14 protein-coding genes and 1 pseudogene are annotated in these 19,192 nt (G+C 42.9%); 7 read left to right on the forward strand and 8 right to left on the reverse strand.

Annotated features, from left to right (window positions below):
* Nucleotides 1-135: 135 nt before the first annotated feature.
* On the reverse strand, nucleotides 136-876 hold the full coding sequence (locus QUB04_RS24345; RefSeq protein ID WP_333288321.1) for a Uma2 family endonuclease: 741 nt from the start codon (nucleotides 874-876) through the stop codon (nucleotides 136-138).
* 1,088 nt (nucleotides 877-1,964) lie between these two features.
* Nucleotides 1,965-2,996: a hypothetical protein gene (locus QUB04_RS24350; RefSeq protein WP_333288323.1), complete on the reverse strand. Its 1,032-nt coding sequence runs from the start codon at nucleotides 2,994-2,996 to the stop codon at nucleotides 1,965-1,967.
* Between the two features lie 103 nt (nucleotides 2,997-3,099).
* On the opposite strand from QUB04_RS24350, the gene QUB04_RS24355 reads away from it, so the two are divergent.
* Complete coding sequence (locus tag QUB04_RS24355; protein WP_333288325.1) at nucleotides 3,100-4,035, forward strand: metallophosphoesterase; 936 nt, start codon at nucleotides 3,100-3,102, stop codon at nucleotides 4,033-4,035.
* A 27-nt stretch (nucleotides 4,036-4,062) separates the two neighbouring features.
* Entirely contained in the window at nucleotides 4,063-4,545 is a 483-nt protein-coding gene (locus tag QUB04_RS24360) for a PD-(D/E)XK nuclease superfamily protein (protein WP_333139600.1), read from the forward strand.
* Nucleotides 4,546-4,771: 226 nt separating this feature from the next.
* Here the strand turns inward: QUB04_RS24360 and QUB04_RS24365 are convergent, their stop codons facing one another.
* Entirely contained in the window at nucleotides 4,772-5,647 is an 876-nt protein-coding gene (locus QUB04_RS24365) for a DNA adenine methylase (protein ID WP_333288327.1), read from the reverse strand.
* A 274-nt stretch (nucleotides 5,648-5,921) separates the two neighbouring features.
* Here QUB04_RS24365 and QUB04_RS24370 point away from each other — a divergent pair, with 274 nt between their 5' ends.
* From QUB04_RS24370 to QUB04_RS24380, 3 genes are all read left to right on the forward strand, one after another.
* Nucleotides 5,922-6,125, forward strand: coding sequence for a DUF751 family protein (locus QUB04_RS24370; protein ID WP_190657763.1), 204 nt, complete (start codon nucleotides 5,922-5,924; stop codon nucleotides 6,123-6,125).
* A gap of 344 nt (nucleotides 6,126-6,469) precedes the next feature.
* On the forward strand, nucleotides 6,470-6,862 hold the full coding sequence (locus tag QUB04_RS24375) for a PadR family transcriptional regulator (protein WP_333139606.1): 393 nt from the start codon (nucleotides 6,470-6,472) through the stop codon (nucleotides 6,860-6,862).
* A gap of 320 nt (nucleotides 6,863-7,182) precedes the next feature.
* On the forward strand, nucleotides 7,183-7,716 hold the full coding sequence (locus tag QUB04_RS24380) for a cofactor assembly of complex C subunit B (protein ID WP_333288329.1): 534 nt from the start codon (nucleotides 7,183-7,185) through the stop codon (nucleotides 7,714-7,716).
* 354 nt (nucleotides 7,717-8,070) lie between these two features.
* On the opposite strand, the gene QUB04_RS24385 is transcribed toward QUB04_RS24380, so the two are convergent.
* Together QUB04_RS24385 and QUB04_RS24390 are read right to left on the reverse strand one after the other, a co-directional pair.
* On the reverse strand, nucleotides 8,071-8,394 hold the full coding sequence (locus QUB04_RS24385; RefSeq protein WP_006635576.1) for a DUF3155 domain-containing protein: 324 nt from the start codon (nucleotides 8,392-8,394) through the stop codon (nucleotides 8,071-8,073).
* Between the two features lie 106 nt (nucleotides 8,395-8,500).
* Nucleotides 8,501-8,668 carry a hypothetical protein gene (locus tag QUB04_RS24390; RefSeq protein WP_333288331.1) on the reverse strand — a complete coding sequence of 56 codons (168 nt, stop codon included), beginning with the start codon at nucleotides 8,666-8,668 and terminating at the stop codon, nucleotides 8,501-8,503.
* Nucleotides 8,669-8,789: 121 nt separating this feature from the next.
* Here QUB04_RS24390 and QUB04_RS24395 point away from each other — a divergent pair, with 121 nt between their 5' ends.
* Nucleotides 8,790-10,175 carry a HAMP domain-containing sensor histidine kinase gene (locus QUB04_RS24395; RefSeq protein ID WP_333288333.1) on the forward strand — a complete coding sequence of 462 codons (1,386 nt, stop codon included), beginning with the start codon at nucleotides 8,790-8,792 and terminating at the stop codon, nucleotides 10,173-10,175.
* A 28-nt stretch (nucleotides 10,176-10,203) separates the two neighbouring features.
* A complete protein-coding gene (locus QUB04_RS24400) occupies nucleotides 10,204-10,896 on the forward strand; it encodes a hypothetical protein (protein WP_333288335.1) in 693 nt (230 codons plus the stop codon).
* A 10-nt stretch (nucleotides 10,897-10,906) separates the two neighbouring features.
* Here QUB04_RS24400 and QUB04_RS24405 read toward each other — a convergent pair.
* The 3 genes and pseudogenes from QUB04_RS24405 to QUB04_RS24415 all read right to left on the reverse strand — a co-directional run.
* A pseudogene (locus QUB04_RS24405) lies at nucleotides 10,907-11,149 on the reverse strand (hypothetical protein); the annotation flags it as partial.
* A gap of 710 nt (nucleotides 11,150-11,859) precedes the next feature.
* Nucleotides 11,860-13,401 (reverse strand): ATP-binding protein, encoded by a 1,542-nt coding sequence (locus tag QUB04_RS24410; RefSeq protein ID WP_333139615.1) that lies wholly within the window; start codon nucleotides 13,399-13,401, stop codon nucleotides 11,860-11,862.
* A gap of 170 nt (nucleotides 13,402-13,571) precedes the next feature.
* Nucleotides 13,572-18,881 (reverse strand): ATP-binding sensor histidine kinase, encoded by a 5,310-nt coding sequence (locus QUB04_RS24415; RefSeq protein WP_333288337.1) that lies wholly within the window; start codon nucleotides 18,879-18,881, stop codon nucleotides 13,572-13,574.
* Nucleotides 18,882-19,192: the final 311 nt, after the last annotated feature.

The following is a 19,192-nucleotide window of genomic DNA, read 5'->3' on the forward strand; positions in this document are numbered from 1 at the left end:
ACTGTTGACTGTTGACTGTTGACTGTTGACTGTTGACTGTTGACTGTTGACTGTTGACTGTTGACTGTTGACTGTTCTCATTTTGTCCTATACTTCGATCGCACTATTCTTGATATCTGGGAAAAGTGCGATCGATCAAAAGTTTTCCCCTACCAATCGTCTCACTTCCACGGTTGATAAATTCATCATTTGCGCTACCTGTTCCAGACTCATTCCAGAATTTAAGAGTTGAGTTACGAGCTGGCGCAATGTTGACTCCGCTGCCACTCGTCCCAGTTTTTCTTCCTTATGAGTCTTCAAAAACTCACCCGTTTCAGGAACTCTAAACCTCAATTCTCCTGAAATTAGATGCAATTCCAGTCCCAGCACTTCACTGAATAACCACAGCGTATCGAAAGCGATATTGTTGGCTGCAATCGGCTCATACTGATTGTTTATTAAACGTACTCCCTGTAAAATTGGATTTAGGTAATCTCCCGACGGATCGTACTGAAAATATTCCCTAACTCCCAAAGCCAGATAAATTTCCCGTTTGGTTTCTTGGTCTTTCGTATGAGTTGTTTCCGAAGTAATTTCTAACACAAAATTGGGAGTAATTCCGCCTTCTTCCCAAACTTTATAATTATCCCTTTTGCGGTTGGCAACTCCAAACACCACATAAATATCGGGAGCAACAACCGCTTGGTTGTTCCCTTGTTCATAATAAATGAAAGAATTGGCTGACACGTAAACATCCGAACGTTCTTGAAAGTAAAGCTTGACAGCTTCTACGCTGTAAGTCATGTAATCGCGCGTGATGTCGCTTTCAGCCATCGGCTCTCCGTCGCTGCTGGGATATTCAATTTCTAGTTGTTCGGCTTGAGTTAAAATTGTCATTTTTCAATCTTCCTCAAAGTTATTAATTTAATGTCGGGTAAATAAGCGTTCTAAGGTTTGTAGTGAGGACTTTATTCCTAGTAATTTTATGAGAGCTGAAGTCCTCAGTACAAAACTCTTTAATGGTGGTCGTGACCGCTGACATGATATGATTTAATGCTATAGCAAAACCTTTTGATTTGTAAACAATGGGTTCAATCATCACAAACGTTTCAGGTCGTTCTACATTCACGACTCCAATAGACTTGCTATATCAATGGCTGGTTGAGTAATATATTCCAGAGCGATCGTTCTACAAGGCGTAAATATAAGTAAGGGGAGAGTTAGGGTGGCTCTCCCCCTAAGTTTATTTAGGCAGCCGCCATACTTAAGACTATCGAAATAGAAAAAAAGCCAATCGTCATCCAGATGCAGACACCAATTACGGTTATGGTAGCCGCCCAAGGGCGAATTTTTATTGGGTGAGCTAGGATCATTGTTATCAATAAAGCTGTCAGGATGAGTACAGCAACAATCAATGGCAGTTGGTTAGATACTAAATAAAGTAGCGTGAGAGGGCCAAGTAACGATCCTGCTATAAAAGCTGGAATTAATATTATATAACCAATACTCGCAACTGCGACAAACAAACATATTGGTATGCAGCATACTAAGATTGTTGGTAGAAGAACAGATAAACGTCTTGGCATAAGTTATGGGGAATTTAAGAACGGCGAATGTTGTTTACAAAAATGCGATCGCTAATTAACGACTCATCGTAAGTAGGTGTGCAGAATTAATTACACAATATTTCTACTGAAACCCTTGCCTAGCAAGGAGTCTTTATGTAATTAATTTTGTGTGGTTACTTATAGCAAGTCTATTGGAGTCGTGAATGTAGAACGACCTGAAACGTTTGTGATGATTGAACCCATTGTTTACAAATCAAATGGTTTTGCTATAGCATTCTCTCGGAACTTTTAAAAGTTCGAGATTCCTCCAAAAAATCAACAGCCGTAAGGTACGCAGGGAGCACGCTACATAATTATGTTATGCGTCCTGGACTTTAAGGCTGGTAAGATGGTGTACCGATACAGACTATTTAAATTCTAATTAATCCCTCTGTCTAAAATAATCATTTCCGAACCCACAACCGGACTTCTAGCTATTAACTTGCCTTCCATATTCGCAATTTCTAACTTGCTGAAATCGAGTGAGTTAGCCTCCTTCCACATCTTCGTTGCTAGTTGATTTTGCTCAACTACGCTGAGTTTGTACCAATCTTCAGCGACTTTTACTGTCAAAATGCTGCTGGAAAAATTAGCTTGAACAGACTCAACTAAACCGCCGCCCAGTCGATTCTTAATGTCAGTAACTTGATTTTGAATCGCAGCAATCAGAGACTGTTCGGGCGTCAGCGGTGGCGGTGGGATAATTTCTACTGGTTGGGGTTTTTCCGGCGCCACTAAATCGGGCAACTTGCTTTTGAAGTTAGCAGAGATTGGCTCAGATGGTACGATCGCCTCTGGCGATTTCGGCGTTCCCGATGCCAGAAAATCATCAAAAGTTTGCGGCGACTGCTGCGCTGCTGGCAAAGGCACTTTTGCTACTTTCTCCGGCGGTTTTGGCGAGAAACTGTTGAGAGTTAAACCGACTGCAACGATTAGAATTGCTGCTATGGCGGCGTTTAAAATTGGATCGGACAGCTTCTGGTTCGTAGATGGTGGCAGTAGCGATCGCACTAGCCGCACAATACTTTGCCAAAGTACACCGACGTTCTGTAAAAAGCTCCCTTCCCTGCGTTGGGATACAGGCTTTTTATCAACTTTTACAGCAACTTTTGGTGGCACGCTGTTAACTTCCGCAGCAACAGCGGGAGGAGTTACTGTTGCTGAGTCAGAAGCGGTGGGCGCGATCGGCTTTACTTGCTGCAACGGGGGTTCGGCTGGTAATTTTTTGCCTTTTTTTCCCAAATTCCCAATCGATGCCATCAAAGTTTTGATTCTCTGATTTTTGGGAACCGCGCTGCTGGCATTTTGAGTTTTGCTGCCAGTGGGGGCAGACTTTGGGGCCGAATCAACCTCCGGTGTCGGAGATTGAGAGGGTTCTGGAGTTGACTGGTTTAGTTGTTCTTCTGACATTTTCTCTGCCTTGGGGCGTTGCAAATATATCTAAAAGCGATAAATTTTTAGTTGAGCCATCTCAACCTTAATTTATCATTTCATTAGTTGTAACTGAATCAAAATGAGCATCAAACGCCGTCACTTTCTAATTTTAGGCAGTCTCAGCAGCTTAGGTTTTGCCGGAGTCTGGAAAATGTTGCAGCTTCGGAGTGCCTGGGGTACAGATGCCAACGCTGCTGTCCCTTCTAACGTTGAGGCAGAAAGGGCGATCGTCCCTTTGCCGGCCTCACCGCCTATTTTACGCTTTATTTCGGTAGCCGACACCGGTACCGGCGCTGAAGGTCAGTATGCTGTCGCTGAGGCGATGGCGCAATATCACCGGGAAAACCCTTTTAATGTTACTGTTCTCGCCGGCGACAATATCTACAATAACGGCGAAATTGAAAAAATTAATGCTGTTTTCGAGCGACCTTATCAGCCCTTATTACAGCAAGGTGTAAAATTTTATGCTTGTCTGGGAAATCACGATATCCGCACTGCTAACGGCGATCCGCAAGTTAAATATGCGGGTTTTAATATGCAAGGTCGCTACTATACTTTTCGGCGCGATCCGGTACAGTTTTTTGCTTTAGATACCAATCACAATGCTGACTGGGAAAAGCAGCTTGTTTGGCTGGAAAAAGAGTTGAGTCAGAGCACCGCACCTTGGAAAGTTGTGTTCGGCCACCACCCGATTTATTCCTCTGGCGTCTACGGATCGGATCAATCTTTTATTAAGACTTTGACACCTTTGTTTCAAAAGTACGGCGTGCAGCTTTATATCAACGGACACGAGCACAGTTACGAACGCACTCGCTCGATTAACGGTACGACTTATTTAATTTGCGGTGCCGGCGGTGGCACTCGTCCGGTGAGTCGTTCTGAGTGGACGGAGTATTCTGCTAGCCGCCTGAGTTTTGCGACGTTTGATGTCTATGAAGACAGGATGTTTGTCAGTTCTATCGGTACTGACAAACGGGTTTTCGACCGAGGGGTGATTCAAGTGCGATCGGCTTAATTCAAATTATATTCAGGAGGCAACAAAATGAATAGGGGTTTTAGAGCCAATAAAACTGGTTTTGTTTTAGAAACAACTGTAGAAGGTACGTTGAGAGGCCACGGATATCTCGAAATATGTCCCCAGTTGCCGAAAAAGCGCAAGCGAGATTGGCTCTTAATCTCTACTGAAAATCCCAAGCGATATGCTAAACAGGTTTATATCGGGTCTAGCATTTATGAAACTGAAATAAATGTCGATTTTTATATTGTTGGTTGCGGTTTATTTCCTCTGGGTCTAATTGTTGAGTGCAAGTGGCAAGAAGACAAAGGTTCAGTAGACGAGAAGTATCCTTACCTCAATTTAAATATTAAAAATTGCTATCGGGTTCCTACTATTGTTATAGTGGGCGGTGATGGTATGAGACAAGGTTCGATCGACTGGTTTAAAAAACAAATTCCTGACAATCAAAATCTGTTGGCAGTTCACAAGCTCGAAGGTTTTATTACCTGGGCTAACAAATATCTGTAACAGAAATTACGGAACTTGGCCGCGTCTGGCGAAACTAGGTATTGCTCCTACAAAATATGCTTAGGATCGCGAATTAAATAATTTACACAAGTTTGTGGGGAGTATGGGTTGGGCACTCTTAGCCCGCCCTTTCTGGACGGGCGGGACGCCCATCCCACAAGAACCATCACGCATTGTAAGTTATTTAATTCTCATTCCTTAATTAGAGACTTGGCTTAAATAAGATTTAAAATAAACGTATTAATAATTCCTTGATTTTTCCGCGTTTGAAACTATTAGAATTAATTCCTCTAGATGCTGAGATTTCAATGAGCTTGGGCAGAGATTTATTTGGGAAAAGTTGAGTATCGCTGTAGATTTTTTCGATAAAATCGCAGTTTGAATTAGACAGCATAACTTTCACGCCCCGTTCTGCTAGTTGGGCAAAAATATCTCTCAGTTTAAGCTGTTCCGATTCTTTGAAATTATCTCGGCTGTAAGTCGTGAAGTTACTGGTGGCACTGATTGGATAATAAGGCGGGTCAAAATAAACAAAGTCTTCGCTGCTGGTAGCAAAATCCAAAATTTCATCGAATTTTCTGACTTCAATTTGAGCGGGCGCGAGTAAAGATGAGACCGATCGCAGTAAATCTGCTTGACAAATGTTAGGATTTTTGTATCGACCTATGGGAACATTAAATTCACCTTTTGAGTTTTCTCTGTAGAGGCCGTTGTAACAAGTTTTATTTAGGTAAATCAGGCGTGCTGCTTTTTCTGTATCTGTTGTGTAGGAGCGCGATCGCACCCAGTAATAATAATCTTTATTGGCCTTGGTATGTTCTAACTGATGCTCCTCTAAAAGTAGAATCAGTTCCTCAACTTTATCCCTGACACAGCGATAAGCATTAATCAACTCAGGATTAATATCTGTTAAAACAGCTTGCAAACCAGGGTGCTGCTGTGCTAAGTAAAAAAATACAGCTCCGCCGCCCAAAAAAGGCTCGTAGTAAGTGGTGAACTTTTCAGGAAAATAAGGTTGATATTGTCCAATCAACCGAGTTTTGCCTCCTGCCCATTTCAGAAAGGGACGTGGCAAGACGAAAGAAGGTGCGGCAGCAGACATTTATCTAGAAATAACGGCCCTCTAATATTTATCACAACTAGAACTCAATAGAAATACTTCTGAAGTTCTTACCGGAGGTCGCGTGGCATTAAACAGACAGTGCCGGAGCGATCGGCGAAAAGTTTTCGTTAGAATTATATATGTCAGCCTCGCCGGCAAAAATGCCCGATCGCCCGATCGGCAGATTTAGCTCCGGCTGTGCCAAAATTGTCTAACTCGCTCACAAGTGTTACCAGTCAAAGATTGTGCTGTGACACTTTACCCCACCAAGCTCATGCAAGATTTTATTAATAACGTCTCTCGCTACCCGCGCTTTTTCATTACGATATGCCTGGGAATTTTCTTTTTCCTGTTCGAGCGACTCAAACCCCTGCTCGATCGACCGGCAACTGCGATCGCCCTGATTAGTTCGATTGTAGCGACTTTTGTCTTTCTAACTTTTACACTGCGGGCTATGTTAGGCCTGAGTTCGGTTTAAAGCCTGCGCTTGAACGCAAACATCAACTGCAAATTCAGTTAACACACTAACTCCCAAAGTAACTGCCAACTCTTGCAGGCGATCGCACACTTGACAATAGTCGCTGCGATACATTGGAAGAGGAAAAAAATTGCGCTAGTTACGCCCGCGCTGCTCAACCAAGCCGCAGGCAAACATTACCGAAGTGCAGGACAAGCGTTTGGGGCTATCAACATTCACTGGGGAAATACTGCACCTCTGTTTCCCCGGTGTCCCACTTAATCATTAGGAAGCGGCACACCCCGCCCCGCTTTCCTCTCCCGTTAACCTGACGGTATCACGAGAGTTTCCAGCGGACAAGACAGATGAAGTTTGAACATATCTATCAATTTTTTCAAGACCCCCCTCCTGTTTATCTAAACAAGGAATTAGCTGTGTGTTACATTCTTTCCGTGTTATTGCGCGGAGATTCCTACGGTACAGAACTGATTGGCCAACTAGAGAGGGAATTCCCCATCTACCGACTTTCTGATACCGTTCTCTACAGCGCTCTGAAATTCCTCGAAGATGAAGCCGTAATCACCGGTTACTGGAAAAAAGTAGAAGGACGTGGCCGCCCCCGTCGGATGTATCAAATCCTCCCTGAGTGGCGGCACCAAGCTCAAGACCTCGCTCGTCTCTGGCATGAGTACATTGGTCAGGGAAACGGCGCGTCCGAGCGTCGTTCCCGCGCCTTAGAAACTGGTCAGACGGGTTAGCCGAGTTGGAATCGGATGCCTAAACCCTGGAGATGCTGGCGCTACTTGCAAAGCGATTTGCCTGATTGCCTTCGCTTTGCTCGATCGCCCGCCGCACACCGATTAAAGCAGCTACACAACGTCAGGACTTACGCACGGTCACTTGAGAATTAGGGATGATGGGGAGATAGGGGAATTGGGTGATGGAGAGCAAAACGCCTTGCAGAAGAAGCTTTCTGCGAATTTTGATAACAAAGTGTCTGCGTAAGTCCTCGATCGCTTTCGTATGTAAAGTTCTGTAAAGTAATAGTAGATCATTTAAATTACACAAACTTCTACCGATGGATACTGCTGTTCTTCCTTCTACCTTTGTGCTAACGCTACTGCTGGCTGTTGGCTTGTTTTTCTTCATCAAGGCTTCAGTCAAAGATCGAATCGAACAAGTCAAGCTGGCTTCCGAGAGCGCCCAAGAGTCACTGTTAACCGACTTACAACAGTATTTTGCCCAGAGAGCTTACCGAGTTGCAGCCGTCGATGCCCCCAACTATAAAGTCACGTTTGAGGGTTTTGTCAGGCCGAGTTGGTTTCTAGCTATTTTTCTAACTCTGCTGAGTGCAGGCGGCGCTCTGTGCTTGGGACTGGTTTTGGGAATGCTAGTTCCCCAACAAGGTCAAATTTTCCTAGCTTTGGTACTGCTGTCCCCGCTGGCGGGGGTATTTTACTGGAAAAAAGCTGGACGCTCTGAGCAAGTCTCGCTCAAACTCGAATCAGTTGCTGAGTCGGGAAGCCCAACCAAGAGCTTTGTTACTGTCAGAGCTCACCGGGATGAACTAGCAGCCATGCAAAAAGCTTTAGATTTGAAACTGATCGATTAAAAGTTTGACGCGGAACGTTTTTTGATATGCTAGATGCCGTAGTTAGACTTCTAGCTGACAAACCCATAACTCAAGAGCGGCTTTCTCGTTGATAAACCCGTGGCTGTTTTTTTGATCCACTTGTTCGATCGACAAAACAGTCAATCAAAAAAAACCATTATCGTGAAAGTGCCAATTGTGGCGATCGCCCTTGGGGTGCGATCACGCCTGTTGCGATGGCTCCTTATACCCTAATTTCTAAGGACTTTTCGCAGAAATTTCAGTTGGCACTCTCCAGACAATGAGAACTCTCGCGCTTTTGTTAAAAGACTTAGAAAAACATTGCTGTCAATGTTTTGAGCTAAACATTTTGAGCTATGCGCGGCTGGCTGACACCACAGGAATTTTTTCTGTGGTAGCTTCCAACATCACCTTTAAGCTGGGAAACAAGAAATGGTTTTCTTCTACGTATTGGGCTCCAAATAAACCTTTTTCAGCCCAGAAGTATCTGTCAGTGGTATGCTCGTTACGCTTGACTAACAGCAAAGCTGGGGGAGCAATGCCTTCTGCATGGATGAACTTGCGAGCCGCTGTTACGGGTTTATCTTCGCCGCTCTCGATGCTATATTGAGGCACACACTCTAAAATTCTGCGTCCTTCTTGTCGGCGGCGACTCTTGCGTTTGCGTCTCCTGGCCAATTTCTTTACCTCCTCTGTGAGCAGACAGTATGAGCAGACAGGTTGTAATGATAGCTACCAAATCCGAGGCCAGTATATCCGTTCTAGCTCAAAAAATCAACTGTTTTTAATATATCGACATAATCTTAACATTCGTGCCGATCGACAAAACTGTAGCGGTTGTGGTATGGTTGGCCGCAAGTTCCGGCAAGAGCCAAGCTTGGGGATCGGTGGAAGCTGCGCCGACGGCGAGGCGGGGCAATTTTGGTTCATGAAAGCCCCATGCCTTCAACATAGCTGTCTTCTATCAAAGGGAAGAAACCTGAAATCTAGAAGTCTCTCATCAGTAATCGGCCGCCGATCGTTTGTAATTTACTTAGAATTCCGTTAGATATCTTAATGTGGCGCTCATGTTAATGCCAGCCAGTTCAGAATTTGTCAAACTTTGCCGCTCGCAGGTAGCCATCGCCGTTAGTTTGGGAGCGGAATTCAGCGCGGTATACCTGACACAAGAGATCGTAGAAGGCAGCGAAGCAAAGTTGGTGCCGATCGCAGTTTACCCAGAAACCTCAGCCGAATCGGAAGAAAATCAGGGGTTGAGGTTGCAATCTCCCGAAAGCTCGACAGTGAAACCGGTACCGCGACTGCTGGCGCCACCTGTTCGGCCTGTGGAAGAATCAACGGTAGGGGCGATCGCACCCGATCGACTTCCGGGTAAGGAGCGCACTTCCCATCAGTGCCAAGGCCCGGAGAATGTGTGGCAGCAGCGGATGCAAATTGTGACGCCTCTGATACACGAGGGAGCTGTAATGGGACTTCTAGTCAGCGGTAGGCAAGACAGGCCTTGGAACGAGCGAGAGGAGGCTCAAATACAACAAATTGCTCGCACCTTAGCCCTAGCCTGCATTTTAGACCAGCGATCGCAGTGGATGCAGCAGGAATTGGGTACGAGTCGGCAAATCCAGGCTCAGGTTTACGACACGATGCACAATTTGCTGCATCAGTTCAAAAGTCCGCTGACAGCGTTGCGAACTTTTGGCAAGCTGTTAGCACGGCGGCTGGTACCGGAAGACAAAAACCGCAATGTGGCTTTTAGTATTGTCCGAGAGAGCGATCGGCTGCAAGAGTTGCTCAGCCAGTTCGATCGAACTGTTGACACCGGCGAAGCACATCTAAAACTGCGATCGGGCACTTCAGAAAAAGCAATGTCCAATGTCGAATCAATCCGGCATTCTCCCCTGTCGCTGTCACCTGCGGCCAATGTCCAGGAATCCTGTTTTGTTACAGAAGTCTTAAAACCGCTGTTAACTTCCGCCGAGGCGATCGCATCCGAAAGGCATCTGAAATTGGTAGCCGACATCGAGGCGGATTTGCCACCAGTCTCCGCGAACGATCGAGCTTTGCGCGAAGTTTTGAGCAATTTAATTGACAATGCTTTGAAATATACCCCTGCAGGCCGCCAAATTTATATTAAAGTAAGGTACAAAGCAGCGGATGGCGATCGGGCAGGATACAGCCAATTGCCTGCCATAGCAGTTGCCGTCAGCGACACAGGTTCCGGCATTCCCCCCCAAGATTTAGAGCATTTATTTGAGCGGCACTACCGGGGAGAAAAAGCGCAGACAGAAATTCCCGGCACAGGATTGGGTTTGGCGATCGCCCGCGATTTAGTCCGCCAAATGCAAGGAGAAATAGAAGTATTTTCCCCAGTCAATCCTGAATGGCTGCCCTCGGCGGAAACTCATTTATATCCAACCAATCGCGGCACTACCTTTGTGGTTTGGCTACCCGTGAATAAGTAACGAACTCTATTGCTTGGAGACATTTTTTATGAAGCATCTGCCTTTCTTCGATAAAATTCCCAATTTTTCAAATTCTTTAGAAGTTTTCAAAAAACACTTTTTTCGTGTACGGTTTTTAGCTGCTTTTAACATTCTGACTGTTCTGATTTTGGGCGCGCTGAGCGTATACGCCAAACTCTACAACCAGGGAGACGGAGTTGAACGCCTGTTTAGCGATCCTTTTAATTTCTGGTTCCCTTACGAAGGCATTCTCACCGGAGTTTCCGAAGTCCTATGGTGCATCCCAGTCGCAATTTGTGCATTTACTTTCGGAGTGGTGCGCCAAAAAGACCCGCGGAGTCGATCGGCGATCTTCTTATTTTTTAGTGCTTTACTACTCGGAGTCTTTTTCCTGGATGACAGGTTTCGGATGACTTTGATTCTTTCTCGATTGGGAATATCTAGCAAATTAATTAATTTATGTTATGGTAGTGCTGTTTTCCTTTACGGAGTTAAGTTTTGGCGATACATCAAAACCACTCCTTACCTGCCATTAGTCGCAGCATTCCTCTTGTTTGCTATCTCACGCTTTGAGGATCGTTTGGAGTCTCAAAGTCTAGGAGTACACGCGATGTTAGAAGATGGCACTAAATTATTAGCCCTTCTGAATTTAACACTGTATTTTTGGCACGTATGTCATCAAGAAATAGGGCGACATTTGCATCTGAGGGAAGAACCTTGAGCAGATGATTTTACAAAAAAAGCCGTTGCTCAATTAGGGTATCACTAAGCAACGCGGGCGATCGCATAGGAGCCAAATAATTTCTTTGATTTTGATATGGAATTGAAAGAGCGGCAGATTTTAGATAGTGAATTAAAAATCGAAGGGAATGTCTTAGCAACAAGTTGCCTGAGTGAGAATAACAAATATTTTTTGGTTTCACACGAGCTAAATAATGTCTTAACCTTGTATTTTCGCCCTCAACTATTGTGATACAGCATATTCCATGTAGATGTAGATCGCGAGAAACCGGGTTTCGAGCAACAGAATCAGTAATGATACGAGAACTGTAAAGAAACCCGGTTTCTGGGGTGCACTTCATAAACCTAGAATACGCTGTATATGGAATAAGCTGTCGCGCATTTAAACTGTATATTCAGGGCGGGCGGGACGCCCAACCCCTACTCCCCACAAGACTTTAAATTTTTTTGACATACAATTTAAAGGCAGAACAGCTTATGCTGTATTTTTACGACACAGTTGGTAACGTCTGCGAACATATTGTTAAAAAATATAGCGGTTCTCAAGCGTTGTGAGGTATGGGGGCTTTGTCCTATGCCCTATGCCCTATGCCCTATGCCCTATGCCCGCGTGAGCACCTCATGTTACTGAGAAAGGCTATATATTGAAAACCAATACAATTACAGCGTATCCCAGCTTTATGAAGTGCAGCTTTAGACACGGCAATGCCATTCCCCTACGGGGATTGAGCCATCAGGGGTTTACTTCATAAACCTGTAATCTGCTCTAAGTTAGAAGAATGTGGCTAAAGCCGCAGTGGCTATCCCGACCCCAGAAGGGGGGGACTTGCTGCGGGGAAAAATTCAGTCATAATTTTGATTAATGAGCAATTACCAATTAGCAATTACCCTATTCTCATGCAACTGAAAAACGGTATACGATCAATTCAGCCCGATGAGTTTTCTAGGCATTCGCTAGGGCGGCGATGTTAGTGCATTTACAGATAGTCGGCAGCTCAATAATAAACTGCGTTCCCTGCTCTGGCTTAGAAATACACTCCAATTGACCACAGTGCTTTTCTATTAGAATTTTTCGGCTGATTGACAATCCCATGCCTGTACCTTTTCCTATGGGTTTAGTAGTAAAAAAGGGAGTGAAAAGTTTAGCACGAACTGTTTCTGTCATGCCCAAACCATTATCAGCAATTGTTATCAGGATGCGGGAATCCGAGCTAATGTTGTCATGGGAATTGCCTGGTACAACTTCAGTCCGAATCAAAATCTGGGGGTGAAAAACTGCACCATCTCCTCTTTCTCTACTTAGCCGCTCTTCTAAAGCATCTATAGCATTCGCTAAAAGGTTCATAAACACCTGATTGAGCTGACCGGCATAACAGTTCACCAGCGGCAATGCACCATAGTCTTTTATCACATTAATAGCAGGGCGATCGGACTTAGCCTTTAGTCGGTGCTGTAAGATCATCAAAGTGCTATTAATGCCTTCGTGGATATCGACTGATTTAATTTCAGTTTCATCCAACCGAGAAAAATTGCGTAGAGAGTGAACAATATTGCGAATGCGTTCGATCCCTAACTGCATGGAAGAAAGCAATTTTGGTAAATCATCTATGATAAATGGCAACTCTCCATCTTCTATTTCATGGATAATTTCTGCTTCGGGTTGCGGGTAATACCTTTGGTAAAGATTCACCATATTAATGAGTTCTTTAATATAGTCGTTGGCGTGGGAGAGATTGCCGTAAATAAAGTTAACCGGATTGTTAATTTCATGAGCCACACCTGCAACTAATTGACCGAGACTAGACATTTTTTCACTTTGAACTAGCTGGAGTTGTGTTTCTTGGAGTTCTTTGACAAAATGATCTAAGGCAACAGATTTTTGGTGCTCTTTTTCTTCACTGAGACGGAGTGCTTTCTCTACTTGTTCGCGTCGCTCTATTTCAGCCTGCAAACTCTGACTCAGAGAAAAACTTCTCAAAGCTGTTAGAATCGTAGTGTATAGCTTTGATGTCGTTAATTCAGTTTTAGTTTTATAGTCATTAATATCGTAATTGATAATAATGCTTTTTTCAGGTACTTGTCCGGGTTGACCCGTGCGTAAAATAATTCGCACTAAATGATTGCCTAAAACTTCTCGGACATATTTAACAAAGTTTAAGCCAGCATCATCTGTTTCCATAATTACATCAAGTAAGATGATGGCAACATCAGGATTTTCTTGGATTAGCTGTTTAGCTTCACGAGCGGAGTAAGCATTAATGAAGGTTAAAGATTTATTTTCAAAGACAAACTTCCTTAGTGAAATTTCGGTAGCGGTGTGAACTTGAGCCTCATCATCTACAACTAAAATTTTCCAGCTTTCACTCAGTTTTTCTTCTGTGGTTTCATCTGCAAATAATATCTCGTCATCCGAGTCCATTACTTCGGCAAAGTATACTGTTTCTGGAGATGGTGGAGTTAAGAAATCGTCAAAATCACTTTTCATTGCTGTACACCTTTATTTTTTACTAATGTGTAGGTTTGAAGTTAGAAAACCTGTTAAGCAAAAGGCAGAAGGGAGAAGAGTTAGACAGCAACCTTTTCAGTCATCCTTATTTTACTTTTAATGAGGTGAACTTACTTAGTTATCTTGGCCAGGAAATCGGAATTGTAACTCTACATTGGTGAATCAAGTTGCATCGGTAATTTAATAATAAACTTGGTTCCTCTTCCCACCTCACTTAGACATTCAATTTCACCTTTTAGTTTTTGGGTGACTAAATTGTAAACAATATGTAACCCTAACCCACTGCCACCTTGACCACGCTTAGTGGTAAAGAATGGATCAAAAATTTTACTTAAGTTTTCTGGGGGAATACCTTTACCTTCATCGGCGTATTCAAACCTTAGCCGATTGCCTTCTTGCTCCCAAGCAAAGATTAGTTCCCCAGAAATCCCTGGTTCGTAGGCATGAATCAGAGAATTGATTAGCAAGTTTGTCACAACTTGGGACAAGGCTCCTGGATAAGAATCTATAGCAATTTTGCTATCTCCCTTAATTTTAAGCGAATGTGGGCTATTTTTCAACTTTGGTTTTAATTGTAATAAAATTTCATCAAGATAAGGTCTGATCTGGAAAGTACGCCGTTCTTCGCTAGAGCGATCTACTGCTACTTGCTTAAAGCTTTGAATCAATGCTGCCGCGCGCTCTAGGTTAATTAGAAGTGCCTTACTGCTTTGGGTAGCAATATCGACAAATTCTTCTAAATCCGATCGCTTCATTTTGCCACTTTTATAAAGAGAGGCAAATTCTGTGGTATTTTCTGCCAAAGCTGAAGCAACCGTGACACCCACTCCGATGGGAGTATTAATTTCATGGGCAACACCAGCAACTAATCCTCCCAGAGATGCCATTTTTTCAGATTCGACTAGCTGAGTTTGGGTGGCTTTTAAAGCCTCTAGGGTGTTCGATAATTGTTGAGTCCGATCGCTCACTAATTGCTCTAAGTTTTGATTAAACTCCTGTAAATTTTTGTAAAGTTGAGCATTCTCAATGGAAATAGCAATTTGGGCAGATAACAGTTTTAACAATTCTAGGCGATCGGTAGTAAAAGCCCCTTCAGTCAGGTTATTTTCCAAATAAAGAATGCCTGTCAGCTTACCTTGGTGCAGCAGAGGAGTGCAAAGAATAGACTTCGGTTGAGTGGCTGCAATATAAGGATCGCGGGTAAATTGTCCCTCTTGGGCCGCATTATTTAACACCACATTTTCCTGGGTGCGAATCACATAATTGGCGATCGCACAAGCCAGCAAAGGAGTTCCCCCAGAAGCTGCTATCGGATTGAGAGGAAGCGATTGCAGCACACTAACTTCATCCTCCTGCACCGAACCTTCCGCCTCTAGCGCCCAGTTTCCCGCTTTTTCTAAAATCAAAAAACCTTTTTGCGCCCCCGCATTCTCGATCGCAATTTTCATCAATCTTTCCAGCAACCTACTCAAAACTATTTCACCCGAAATCGCTTGAGAAGCTTTCATCACCGTAGCTAAATCTAGCGTCTCACCCAAATTACTGCTAGTAGTCGCCGTCGTTGTGCGGTTAACCTTTGTTTGAGTAGTTGTCTTTCCTGATGTTCTCACTATTAATTGGGGATACTTTTCCTCCAAACTCTCAACTTTACGTTTAGCCCCCCAGTATTGGTAGCCATAGTGGGCTTTAGTCAAGTAGATGTGGGCAAATTCTTCTTTATCTTTCCCCAACCAGAACTTAGCAGCCAGTTCCGCCGCCAGCGCTTCATTCTGAATAAAATCATGCTCTCTAGCCTCAGCTATCGCGCGATCGTACAAATCCATCGCCTCCAAATCTCGACCTGAAATTCTCGCCATTTCTGCCGCCACCAGCGAGAACTTATGTGCAAAACTTTCCGAGCAGTTGTCCGCCCAAACTTTGATTTGTTTCTGATTAGCTTCTAATTGCTGCCAGTAATCTTTTCGCTCCGATTCAGAAACCTCTGAATACAGAGCAGTTAAAATCAGACAACGGTAAAAATAATGATGAGCACTAGAAATATGACCCATCAAATAATCGATCAGCTCTGCCGCGCGTTCAGATGCTTCTAGCGCCTCACTATACTGTTCGTAAAGATATAAAGTCTGCGCTTTTAAAACATAAAACTCGCACAGCGCTGCCATGCTTTTACGGTCCTGAAAATTTTCTAAATGCTGTTTTTCGCTAACTTCATCCTCTTCGCCCATCAAATTTAAAATTGCTATCTTATTAGCAATAATAATATCAATAGCCCACAAATTTTTAGTATGATAGCAGAAATGGAGCGACTTGCCAATATCTTCCAAAAGGTTATTCAAATTCATGCCTTGGAAGAAATAGGTAATAGTTTGAAACATCCGGTTATAACCCGTCCATTGCAAATTACCAGATTGCAAGCCAACTTTATAACCTTCGTTATTAATTTCCGCCGTAGTTTTGAGCGGTCTCACCCAGCAGTTTAAGTAATTGGCAAAAATCACACTATCTTGGCAGTTTTGAGACAAGTTATTTGAATTTTCGCTGAGAGTCAGAGCGAGTCTGCCAAACTCATAAGCCGATTGGTAATCCCCTAAAATTGAATTCAGGATAATTCCATAACATGAATAGCAGTAAGACCCTCCCGCTACAAAACCGTACTTGAGAGAAAGGTTAATCGCTTTGATCACAGTCAACTTCCACAGCTCTTGAGATGAAAAGAACGTTAGCGGCCCCATGTTTCCCAATAATTTCATGGCCATTTGTTGAGCCGGATCTTTCATCTTGTCGGCATTAATTAATGCAGCAATTTCTTGGTTAGCCAAGTTGGCTTTAGCTGCCGCCATTTCCGCATTAACCGCCTCGCTTAAATTATCTTCATCCAAGTCTATGCCCAGCAATTGAAGGGCTTTTAATCCCGATTGAATTGCTTCTTGATATTTACTTAGCAGAGTGTACTGCACGATCAAAATGTTGTAAATTTCGGCTTTTTCTAGATCAGATTTAGCCTGGGCAAATGCCACTTCTATTAAAGCTTCTGATTCTTCAAAATTGCCGTTTAAATATTCGGCTTCGGCTAGCTCCTTATGAAAGGTAAAAGCTAGTTCGTAGGAGTCTTGCCAAATATCGCCCGGTAAAATTTCTAGACCGAATTTTAAGTAATCTCTGGCAGCAGCATAAGCCGTTGCATCTTTGGCTTTGCGAGCGGCTGTTAAATTTAAAATAGCTAGTTCAGTTTTCTCGCGTTCATCAAGGATTAAATTCCGACCCGAATTTAAATGATCGGCAATTTCAAAAATTCTTTCGGCTCGTCGCTCAGGAGAAATATTTGCCAGTAACAGACGACCAATTTGTAGGTGAATTGCTGTTTGCAGTTTTGAGTCAATTAAAGCGTAACCTGACTGCTGCACGCGGTCGTGCAAAAATCTATAAGTAGTAATTACCAAGTCGGAGTTAATTATTTCTGATTCGGTAGCACCTAACTCAGAAGTAGTTAAGATTAATCCCTCTTGGATGGCTGGCAATAGTTCTTGAAACGTGGCTCCCCAAGATTTTTCATTAATAATTGAAAGAGTGTTTAAGTCAAAACTATTACCCACGCAAGCAGCCAAACGCAAAACTTGCTGAGTTGATTGGGGAAGTCTTTTCAATTTCCCAATCATCAATTCAATGACGTTATCAGTAATACCTACGGATTCAATTTCGGAAATATTCCAATCCCAGTTTCTTTCATGAAAATTGAATCTCAGCAGGCTTTCTTGATAGAGAGTTTTGAGAAACTGATTGACAAAAAAAGGATTGCCTTGAGTTTTACTGACCACTAACTCGGCGAGGGGGAGCGCTGATTTTTGGTCTTTACGCACGGTATCAGTAATTAAGTTAACTATGTGGTGAAGGTGTAAGGGAGCTAAAGTAATTCGCTCGATGCTTGCACCTTCATTTTGCAGCTCGTCCAAAGTCATCATTAAAGGATGAGATGGGTTAACTTCGTTGTCTCGATAAGCACCAATTAGAAATAGATAGTTGGTTTGCTCATCGGCGAGCATTACTTGTAGCAATTTCAATGTAGCGGCATCAGCCCATTGTAAATCGTCGAGAAAGATGACTAAGGGATAGTCAACTGAACAAAAGACGCGGATGAATTTTTGAAATACTAAATTAAAGCGGTTTTGTGCTTCTGTAGCGCCTAATTCTTGTACGGCTGGCTGTGGGCCAATGATTAATTCTACTTCAGGAATGACATCGACAATGATTTGACTATTAGCGCCAACAGCAGCTAATATTTTTTCTTTCCAGGTATTGAGTTGATTTTGGCTTTCAGTTAAGAGTTGCTTGACTAATGATTGAAAGGCTTTGACAACGGCGGCGTAAGGGATATTTCGTTGAAATTGGTCGAATTTTCCGGCAATAAAATAACCTCTGGCTTTAGTAATTGGTTTATAAACTTCTTGTACTAAGGCGGATTTACCAATGCCAGAGTAACCGGATACTAGCATCATTTCGGTGCTGCCTCTGCTGACTCGCTCAAAGGCTGCTAATAAGGTTTCAACTTCTGTTTCTCTGCCGTAAAGTTTTTGAGGTATTTGAAACTTATCTGTAATATCTTTTTGGGCGATGGCAAAATCGGCAATTCCTCCCGTAGTTTTTAATTGTTCTAGGCATTCTTCTAAGTCAGCGATAATTCCCCAAGGGCTTTGATATCTGGCTTCAGCGGTTTTCGCTAATAGCTTCATCACAATATTAGAAACAGCTTTAGGAATTTCTAGATTGATTTGGTGGGGCGGTACTGCCTGTTTGGCAATGTGACAGTGGATTAATTCCATTGCATCGCTGTAATCCCAGGGCACTTGCCCCGTTAGCATTTCGTAAAAAGTTACTCCTAATGAGTAAAAATCAGTGCGGTAGTCTATCGCTCGGTTCATTCTGCCTGTTTGTTCCGGCGATATATAGCTCAGAGTGCCTTCTAAAACATTAGGATTTTTCAGGCTAGGATTTTCGCGCTTTAAAACAGTAGAGATGCCAAAATCTATAATTTGAACTCGCCCTGTGCTTGAGTTGATAATAATATTGCTGGGATTGATATCTTTATGAATAATTTTATGTCGATGAATTTCACCTAAAGCCCTGGTTGTTTTAATAGCTGTTAAGAAAAACTCTTCTAAGGTAAGTTTGTGAGAAGCCAACCAGAGCTTTAATGAGTCTCCACCACAATCCTCGAAAATGATAGCCAAACTGTTATGGTATCTTTCTAAGCTGTAGGTTTGAGGGACACTTTCTAGGTTAAGATTGTGTGTGATTTCGTATTCCTGCTTGTATCTGACTAACGAAGCTGGCATCGGATAATCTTGTTTGAGAAATTTGATAATTACCGGTTTTTTGTCTTGCTTTCTCAGTCCCCGGTAAACTAAAGAATTATTACTTTCATGGATTTGGTTGGTAATGTCGTAGCCCGGTAAGTTAATCATTCTTACATCCTCTTGTCAGTATTAATACTCAATTATTTTTTAGCAATTGTTAATTAATTAAGTAAATGTATCCTCTAATACATAATAATATCCGAAAATTTAAGAAAAACTTCAGTGTAAAAAGAAAAGTTATTTTTTATTAACATTTCTTAAAAATAAGAGGGCTAAACATTCCGGTCAGGAGTCCGATCGCTCTACAGTTTCCTGCAAAATCCGGCAAAACAGAGTGAAGTGCGATCGCCGTTAGTCTTCATAGGAGATTTGGGCCTTGCATAATTAGAGTATAAATAGGGCGAATCACCATGCAATGA

It is taken from the genome of Microcoleus sp. D2_18a_B4 (assembly GCF_036702475.1).
GTDB lineage: Bacteria > Cyanobacteriota > Cyanobacteriia > Cyanobacteriales > Microcoleaceae > Microcoleus.

Coding starts and splice junctions, on each gene's coding strand:
- QUB04_RS24370 (WP_190657763.1), top strand. CDS start 5,922: ATGCAAGATTTTATTAATAACGTCTCTCGCTACCCGCGCTTTTTCATT.
- QUB04_RS24345 (WP_333288321.1), bottom strand. CDS start 876: ATGACAATTTTAACTCAAGCCGAACAACTAGAAATTGAATATCCCAGC.
- QUB04_RS24400 (WP_333288335.1), top strand. CDS start 10,204: ATGAAGCATCTGCCTTTCTTCGATAAAATTCCCAATTTTTCAAATTCT.
- QUB04_RS24355 (WP_333288325.1), top strand. CDS start 3,100: ATGAGCATCAAACGCCGTCACTTTCTAATTTTAGGCAGTCTCAGCAGC.
- QUB04_RS24360 (WP_333139600.1), top strand. CDS start 4,063: ATGAATAGGGGTTTTAGAGCCAATAAAACTGGTTTTGTTTTAGAAACA.
- QUB04_RS24375 (WP_333139606.1), top strand. CDS start 6,470: ATGAAGTTTGAACATATCTATCAATTTTTTCAAGACCCCCCTCCTGTT.
- QUB04_RS24350 (WP_333288323.1), bottom strand. CDS start 2,996: ATGTCAGAAGAACAACTAAACCAGTCAACTCCAGAACCCTCTCAATCT.
- QUB04_RS24395 (WP_333288333.1), top strand. CDS start 8,790: ATGCCAGCCAGTTCAGAATTTGTCAAACTTTGCCGCTCGCAGGTAGCC.
- QUB04_RS24365 (WP_333288327.1), bottom strand. CDS start 5,647: ATGTCTGCTGCCGCACCTTCTTTCGTCTTGCCACGTCCCTTTCTGAAA.
- QUB04_RS24415 (WP_333288337.1), bottom strand. CDS start 18,881: ATGATTAACTTACCGGGCTACGACATTACCAACCAAATCCATGAAAGT.
- QUB04_RS24410 (WP_333139615.1), bottom strand. CDS start 13,401: ATGAAAAGTGATTTTGACGATTTCTTAACTCCACCATCTCCAGAAACA.
- QUB04_RS24380 (WP_333288329.1), top strand. CDS start 7,183: ATGGATACTGCTGTTCTTCCTTCTACCTTTGTGCTAACGCTACTGCTG.
- QUB04_RS24390 (WP_333288331.1), bottom strand. CDS start 8,668: ATGTTGAAGGCATGGGGCTTTCATGAACCAAAATTGCCCCGCCTCGCC.